This is a genomic window from Novosphingobium sp. (assembly GCF_019748365.1).
Classification (GTDB): domain Bacteria; phylum Pseudomonadota; class Alphaproteobacteria; order Sphingomonadales; family Sphingomonadaceae; genus Novosphingobium.
The window spans coordinates 1-6,050 of the sequence record NZ_JAIEPN010000117.1 but is presented as its reverse complement, the minus strand read 5'-3'; the positions used below and the strand labels follow the sequence as shown (position 1 = coordinate 6,050).

General features: G+C 64.1%; 5 protein-coding genes and 1 pseudogene. 1 reads left to right on the top strand and 5 read right to left on the bottom strand.

Translation table 11 applies throughout. The features are described 5' to 3' along the window. Positions 1-420 (top strand): toprim domain-containing protein (locus K5Q19_RS14125; RefSeq protein ID WP_292946271.1); only part of this gene is annotated, 420 nt, incomplete at its 5' end. A 290-nt stretch (positions 421-710) separates the two neighbouring features. On the opposite strand, the gene K5Q19_RS14120 is transcribed toward K5Q19_RS14125, so the two are convergent. From K5Q19_RS14120 to K5Q19_RS14100, 5 genes and pseudogenes are all read right to left on the bottom strand, one after another. Beyond that, entirely contained in the window at positions 711-2,873 is a 2,163-nt protein-coding gene (locus K5Q19_RS14120) for a TonB-dependent receptor (protein WP_365759634.1), read from the bottom strand. Continuing rightward, entirely contained in the window at positions 2,870-3,100 is a 231-nt protein-coding gene (locus K5Q19_RS14115) for a hypothetical protein (protein WP_292946269.1), read from the bottom strand. Before K5Q19_RS14115 ends, K5Q19_RS14120 begins: the two co-directional genes overlap by 4 nt. Continuing rightward, positions 3,097-4,251, bottom strand: coding sequence for a PepSY-associated TM helix domain-containing protein (locus K5Q19_RS14110; RefSeq protein WP_072384207.1), 1,155 nt, complete (start codon positions 4,249-4,251; stop codon positions 3,097-3,099). Before K5Q19_RS14110 ends, K5Q19_RS14115 begins: the two co-directional genes overlap by 4 nt. Before the next feature lie 342 nt (positions 4,252-4,593). Next, positions 4,594-5,856: a type II toxin-antitoxin system HipA family toxin gene (locus K5Q19_RS14105; protein WP_072384208.1), complete on the bottom strand. Its 1,263-nt coding sequence runs from the start codon at positions 5,854-5,856 to the stop codon at positions 4,594-4,596. Beyond that, a pseudogene (locus tag K5Q19_RS14100) lies at positions 5,853-6,050 on the bottom strand (XRE family transcriptional regulator); the annotation flags it as partial. The gene K5Q19_RS14105 and the pseudogene K5Q19_RS14100, both read right to left, overlap by 4 nt.

The following is a 6,050-nucleotide window of genomic DNA, read 5'->3' as shown; positions in this document are numbered from 1 at the left end:
GACCTAGGCCGGCTTGTGGCGGTTCAAAGGATCATCCTGGACCCTAGATCAGGCCGACATCGCGGCAAGTTCTTGCTGGGGAGCTGCGGGCAGGGGGCATGGCAACCAACATTGTCTGATGGGGTGTTGGCAATTGCGGAAGGCTTCGAAGACGCGGCCGCCTTCACAAGTCTGACCGGCGTGACCTGCTGGGCGGCCATGGGCGCTGCTCGCTTGCCACTCCTCCATCTTCCGAAGGGGATCCATACGCTAATCATTGCCGAGGACAACGATGCACCTGGACAGAATGCTGCGCATCAAGCGAGCAAGACCTACGCCAGACCAGGCCTCCGAATTTTGCGAAGGTCTCCAAGCTGGGGCATCGACTGGGCGGACTTCAACGAACGGATGAACCGTCGGGGCAGTAGCATCGGCGAATGACGAAAGCTGGGACATTCCTGCCATTCATAGCTATCCAATGCGATGACGGCTTTCGGCGGGACCGGCCGATGGGGCGACGGTGGGCCCGATCCACTCCAACCATGCCGCTGACGGGCAGGATAGTTGGCAGACTGGAGCGGGATGGCTTGATCCGGTGAGAGCCCACGCCGAAACCAGCGACCGGCTAAGCCGCCGCGTCTCACACATCAGCTTGTTCCAAGGGACCAATGAGCACCGCAAAAGTTCGCTGACCGGCAGGCCGGATCAATGATTTCGCTGTTGTTGCAACATCAGAAATCGATCGAGGCGCTCGCCTTGAAGGTGCGGGGTTGGCCCTGCAGCAGCGCCGCCGAAAAGACATCGAAGGCCGAGGCCCAGTAGCGCTTGTTGGCCACGTTATCGACGCCGAAGCGCAGCGTGAGCGGCTTGCCAGCGGCCACCAGCACATAGCGCGCGCCCAGATCGAAGCGCGTCCATTCCGGGATCTCGAGCGTGTTCGCCACGTTCACCGCCTGCTTGCCGGTGTGGACCACGCGGCCTGTGAGAGTGAGGCCGGTTGTGGCAATGTCCCACTCCGCGCCGGCATTGGCGGTCCATTCAGGCACTCCAACGGCGCGGTTGCCCTGGTTCACGCCGCCGCTTGTCTTGCGCAGGCGCGCATCAACGACCGATCCGCCGCCGATCAGGCGCAGGCCCTTCACCGGCTCGGCGTTCACTGTCAGTTCGATGCCTTCGTTGCGCTGCTCGCCGAACAGGCCGAAGCGCTTCTTTCCGCCGCCGGCGTCGACCGAATAGCCGACCGGCAAATCGATCCTGAACAGCGAGAGGCCGATGTTGAAGCCGCCCGCGCTGAGCTTGCCGCCAACTTCGTACTGCGTGGACTTGATCGGGCCGAACACGGCGCCCGAGTTGATCACGGTGGCGTCGATCGGCGCGGTCGGCCCTTGCTGCAGCGCCTCGATCCGGTTGGCGAACAGCGACAGGCCAGACACAGGTTTCACAACAAGGCCGACGATGGGGGTGAGTGCGGACTTGCCGTAGGTGCCATCAAGCCGGCCGCCGTTGTAGTAGTTGTAGCTTTTGACACGGATCTCCTGCAGGCGGACGCCACCGGTGATCAGCACCCGGTCTCCCCACAGGCCGAGCGTGTCCGAAGCAAACGTCGAGAGCAGCCGGGTGCGGCTGATCGGGAACGGGTTCTTGAGGTTCCCGCCGACGAAGGCCGAAGCCGGAATAGCGGCGACAGGCGTGTCGTAGATGTTCGTCGCGAACCCGGCAAAGCCCGGGCCATAAAGGAAATCGAAGGCGTTGCGATTGACCTGCCACACCGCGCTGCCGCCGATATTGAACTCCTGCGTGACGGCCTTACCCAACTTAACGCGCAGGCCGGCCTCCAGCGCTTCGTTGTTGTCGGTGCGCGGCACATAGAGCGCGTTGCCGTTTGCAGCGCCTGTGGCTGCGTTGAGCACGGTGATCCCGCCGTAGATGCCCTGCTCGCTGCCATCGCGCGCGCCGGCGGTTACATAGAGCTGGGCATTGGTGCCCAGATCCTGCTCCAGACGGATCGCGCCGAACAGATCGCGCAAGGTGGTGTAGGTCCAGGGCTGGGCATAGTTGGCGCTGGCCCCAGGCACCGCCGGGATTGTCGGCGTGCCGATGGTGACCTTGGGGCGCAGGCCCTTCACTTCGACCCGCTGGTACCCGAGATCGACGAAAAGCCGGGTGTTGTCATCGCGCCAATCGAACGCCGCGCCGAGGGTCGCGGTGCGGCGGAACTCGCCGTCAATCGCCACGTCGCCGCTGCGGAAGGCCCCGTTGACCCGCAGGCCGAACGCGCCGCCCTTGCCGAAGCGGCGCGAGACGTCCGCGCTACCGCCGAAATGGCTGCCCGAGGTATATCCGAGGGTGACGCGGTTGAGCGGGGTGTTCCTGGCCCGCTTCAGCTGCAGATTGACACTGCCGCCCACCGACGATCCGCCTGGCGCTGCGCCGTTGAGAAAGGCCGAGGCTCCGTTCAGCACTTGCACGCTTTCGAAAAGTTCGGGCGCGATCAGCTGGCGCGGCGCAATGCCGTAAAGGCCGTTCAGCCCGACATCGTCACCGTAGAGAGCAAAGCCGCGGATGACGAACTGCTCAGAGGCATTGCCGAAGCCGTAGCTCGTGCGCACGGTCGGATCGTTTTCGAGCACCTGCCCCAGCGTCTGCGGCTGCTGGTTGAGGATCAGCGCCTCGTTGTAGCTGCGTACCGTGAACGGCACGTCCTCTGCCCGCTTGTTGCCGAGTGCGCCCAGATCGCCCTCGCCGCTGACGGCAGTCGCATTGGTGCGCTGAGCCGTGACCACGATCTCGCCCTGTGCCGGAGTGTCGGGCGCGGCATCGGCATTGGCGGCGGTCGGCAGCGCGGCCAGCGGCAGGGCGAACATGCTCGTGGCGAGCAGGAAGGAAGGCTTCACGGTCTGGCTTTCTGGTTGGGGCGGCAATCGGATCCGGCACTGGGCCGGGACCGCCGCAGGAAGTGAAACAGGAAGACGAAGAGCGGCACGGCGAGCGCACCGGTGCAAAAGGCATCACGCCAGCCCGAACCGGTGAGGCCGGCGATCAGGCCGGCAACGACCAGCGATGCGATTCCGAGCGGCGCGGCGAGGATGGCCATGGGGCGGCGGGCAGGCAGCCGGCTCATGCGCGGGCGCTCTGTGAGAGCAGAGCCGCAGCGCCCCGCGCAGCAGGGCGGCGGCGCTTGCCCCACCACAGGACAAGCCCCGACCACAGCACGCGGATCGTCGCCAGATCGAGCAAAGCCCACACGATCTTGAGCGAAAGCCCGGCATAGTCGCCGAAATGGAGCGGACGCGAGAGCATCAGCGCCTGCATTGAAACCGGCATCGGCCGGATCGCGTCCACCTTACCCGTTGCGACGTCGACCAGTGCCGGAGTCAGGAGGTGGCTGGTCAGCGGTGTGTCGCCTTGGAAGAAAACGGCATAGTGGTGGTTGCTGCTCCACGCCCCGCCCGGAAAACCGATGAATTGGGGCGACAGGCCCGCCTGCGCAGCCTGTGCGGCGGCCATGGCCTGATCGAGCGAGGCGCGGTGCGCGGCATCTGTTGCTGGCGCATGGCCCGAGGCGGCGACCATCGCGGCAAGCTCGCCCTGCCGCCACATCGCGATAAGCGGATCGGCAAAGGCATTGATCGCACCGGTGAGTCCGATAACCAGCGCCCATCCCATCGTCACGGCGCCCAGCAGATTGTGTTCGTCGAGCAGGCCGACCCGGCGGTTACGCCCGCGCCGCAAGGTACCGAACGGGAGGAGGCGCATGAACGGCGCGTAGAGCACGAGGCCCGATACGATCGCGAGCACGAAAAGCAGGCCCATTACACCGAGCAGCAGCATCCCAGGCAAGCCGGCAAACAGGTCCACATGCAACCTGAGGATCAGCGCCATGATCCCGTCCTGCCGCTGTTCGCCAAGGTGGTCGCCGCTGGTGCGATCATACGTAAACAGCCGCATCTCGGCCGCACTTGCATCGGCCCGGGGGCCGAGCGTGACGGTGATGCGCGGGTCTTTCTGGCTGAAGCCGATGAACAGCGGCACACCGAAACGCCCTGCGGTGCGCCGATAATCGGCCATTGCCGCAGTGACGATACGATCGAGAGGCTGGCCGGACCGGGCCGAAGCTGCTCCGACGGGCGCGTGCTCGCCGCTCAGCGCATCGATCTCTTCATGGAAGATCAGGGGCAGGCCGCTGATGCACAGCATGAACAGGAACAGCGTGCAGACGAGGCTGCTCCACCGATGGACCCAATCCCAGGCTCTGACTGTGCTCGTCCGCATATAGGGGCGAGCGCTAGAGGGAAGCCTTATGACTTGTCAATGATAATCATTCACATTAGCAAACTTGTGTAAAGCCGATGGCAGGTTGCCCTACCACGGCTTTACGCAGTTCAACGCTGTTCAGGCATCACATCTCTATGAAGTCGTGGATGTCTCCTCGGGTAACGATCAACCTCGCGCTTTCTTGGCCAAGATACCCCCATCGGACATAACGCATCGGGCGAACGCTGGGTGTCGGATATGGCGAGAACCGGACCTTAGTCGGCGCTAATGGTTTCGTCCGGCTCTGGTCGGAACCTGCCTCAGCGGGGCACTGTCGGCTTCCGGTTAGCCAAGCCACCCTCAGCCAAACTCTTGCGCCACCAAACCTAAACCCTCTGACACAGGAGCCATAGAGACCCCTACCCCCGCGTCACGCGCATACGACGCCCAGTTGGAAAGCGCTGCACGAACTTCGTCTACGATCGAAGCCGTACGCTTCGGCGAAACCCCATGGACCTTTGCGAGCTTCTCGACATGCTCACGGGTGATGGTGCGCCCTTCGCCCAAGACGGCCATGTAATGCTCGCCGCCCGGGCCATTCGAGAAGGTGAGGTCAAAGGCCGGTGCAAGCCGCCAGTTCCCTTGGTCGTCCATCAGATAAGCATGCTGGCGTACATGATCATCCCGGTTTCGCGCGAGCACATTGAAGACCATTCGCCGGAAGGCCTGCTCGACGTCTGCCATGCTGTGAGTGATGGCCAAGGTCGCCTTCAGGAACCCGTCGTAGTCGACGCTGGGCATATGCGGCGACGCTTCAAGCGCTCCGCCGAGGCTGACCATGTGTAGCCGCTTGCCCGGTGCCGGTCGATCGAAGCGCCTTGTCGCGAAATGACCTGGACCGTTCGCCGACGGGATCAATCGCGTCTCTGCCATAACAATCCCTGCGGCGCGTGCCATCCGGGCGTAGGCCTCCTCCAATGGCCCGATATCGGCAGGGTCATTGGTCGCTGCAAACTTGACGATCCATTCCGCACCCGCGTTCTTAGTTCCCGCGGCAGCGAGCTCGTCTCCGGCGGACAGCTTGCCGTCCGCGTCGATCGCCACGTGAACTTTCGGCCGCGCTCCGCCCGAGCCGCCGCCCAGGCGTGCCAGCAGCGCTTCGAGCTCTGTTTCCTCGCCGAGCAGAACCTGGCGCGATTCATCGGCCAGAGCATCCAGGTCGATGGTGCCTGAAGCCTCGAACCCAAGCGTCTCGGGCTGGAAGACGAGGGCTCCCCGACCATTCGTGCCCACAAGGGCGAGCCGGTCGACCGCATTAAGGTCTTCGAACGGGTGACCCATCCTTTGAAGCCGCCGTTTCAAAAGCAGCATGCCCCAGGCGTCGGGCAGGCAGTCTGAAAGGAAACCGTGAAGGCCTTCGAACATTCGGCTGCGGGCAGGGTGCAGGCCGGGCTCAGCCGGATAGTGAAGCGGAGATATCGGAAGGCGCGCAGCGATGATCTCTGCCGACCATTCGAGCTGAGCCAATCCGCTGGCCATCGCCAGCCTGCCGACCGAACGCGGCGCTGCAGTCTCGTTGGTCAGCAGTCCAACCGCCAAAGGCGTTCCCGGAGCCAGCTTCATGACCCAATTCCGCTTGAGCGCCCGCTGGCACGCTGGCGCTGCCGCTTGGCTGCCTGACGCTGCTGTGCAAGCAGTTCATCCATGCTGGTCGCCGGAACTTGCGGAAACAGCGCGGCAATGCCCTCATCGCAGCGCAGTGCAATGGCAGCGCGAACAAGGTCTTCGATGGACGCCCTGCCTTCGGTCTCCATCCG